General features: G+C 33.7%; 1 protein-coding gene. It reads left to right on the forward strand.

Features of this window, described 5'->3' with window-relative positions; genetic code table 11:
* Positions 1–202: 202 nt before the first annotated feature.
* Complete coding sequence (locus DFQ09_RS18710) at positions 203–1195, forward strand: IS110 family RNA-guided transposase (RefSeq protein ID WP_115813160.1); 993 nt, start codon at positions 203–205, stop codon at positions 1193–1195.
* Positions 1196–1238 lie beyond the last annotated feature (43 nt).

The raw sequence follows: 1238 nt of genomic DNA on the forward strand, positions 1-1238 counted from the left end.
AACGTGTTTCTTTAGTTTGTAATAAATATCTTTATATAGAAAAAGAGGAGAACTATAACGTGTTTTAGATTAGTGATCCCTTACACGTACGAGTCCTCTCTTTCTATAAAGTTGCCAAGAACCATTTGGAATACCAGGAGTATTAACTCCCGATAAAGGAAGTAGTTAAAGCAACATAATTATAAACTTTAATTGTAAAAATATGAAAAATTACAAAGAAGTCGTTGGAATCGATGTTTCAAAAAATACGATAGATGCTTATTGTTACCAATCTCAGGTACACAGGGAGTTTGTTAACGATATTGTAGGGTATAAAAGCTTATTAAAATGGGTTTTAAAAACTACAAAAGGAGTTGCTGTTTTTTACTGTTTTGAGAATACAGGCTATTATTCCTTAAAATTAGCGCTTTATCTAGATAGTCAGAAGGTTATTTATGTAGAAGAAAGTCCATTAAAGATTAAGCGCAGTTCAGGTATCGTTAAAGAAAAGACTGATAAATTAGATGCTGCACTAATAGCGCGTTACGCATGGCTTTACCGGGAAGAATTAAAACCAAGTCAAGTTAAGAGTAAGTCTCATTTAGAATTAGGTAGATTGCTAGCGTTACGGGATCTACTGGTTAGAAACAATGCAGGCTTAAAAGGGACATTAAAAGAGATGAAAGTACTTTTATCTAGTCCCACAACAGACACAGGTTGTATTGTCTTAAAACGTAGTATTGATTACCAAGAAAAGCAAGTTAAATCGATAGAGGAACGTATAAAAGAGATTATATCTGCTGATGCATTGATGAGTAAGAATTATGAATTGCTAACAAGTCTTAAAGGTATTGGATTAGTTGTTGCCTGTCAGCTTATCTACCACACAGGTAACTTTACACGTTTTGCTAGTTGGCGAGCCTTTTCAAGTTATTGTGGCACCGCACCATTTGAACATCGCTCAGGCACTAGTATTTACAAAAGAAAGCAATGTCATTATTTAGGTGATAGAAAAATGAAGAGTTTGCTAAGTATGGCAAGTGTTTCAGCAATACAACATGATAGTGAATTACGATTATATTACAATAGAAAATTAGCAGAGGGGAAGGATAAAATGCTGGCCATAAATAATGTTAGAAATAAGTTGATAGCTAGAGCGTTTGCCGTAGTAAAAAGAGGAACACCTTATGTCGTTCTTCAGCAATATGCAGCCTAAAAAATAAAACTAAATATTACTAGGATTTGATCTTGGAATACGT

The sequence above is a fragment of the Winogradskyella pacifica genome (genome assembly GCF_003386275.1).
Taxonomy (GTDB): domain Bacteria; phylum Bacteroidota; class Bacteroidia; order Flavobacteriales; family Flavobacteriaceae; genus Winogradskyella; species Winogradskyella pacifica.

What these genes read in the sequence shown, in the direction of transcription:
- DFQ09_RS18710 (WP_115813160.1), top strand. Translation starts at nt 203, where the DNA reads ATGAAAAATTACAAAGAAGTCGTTGGAATCGATGTTTCAAAAAATACG.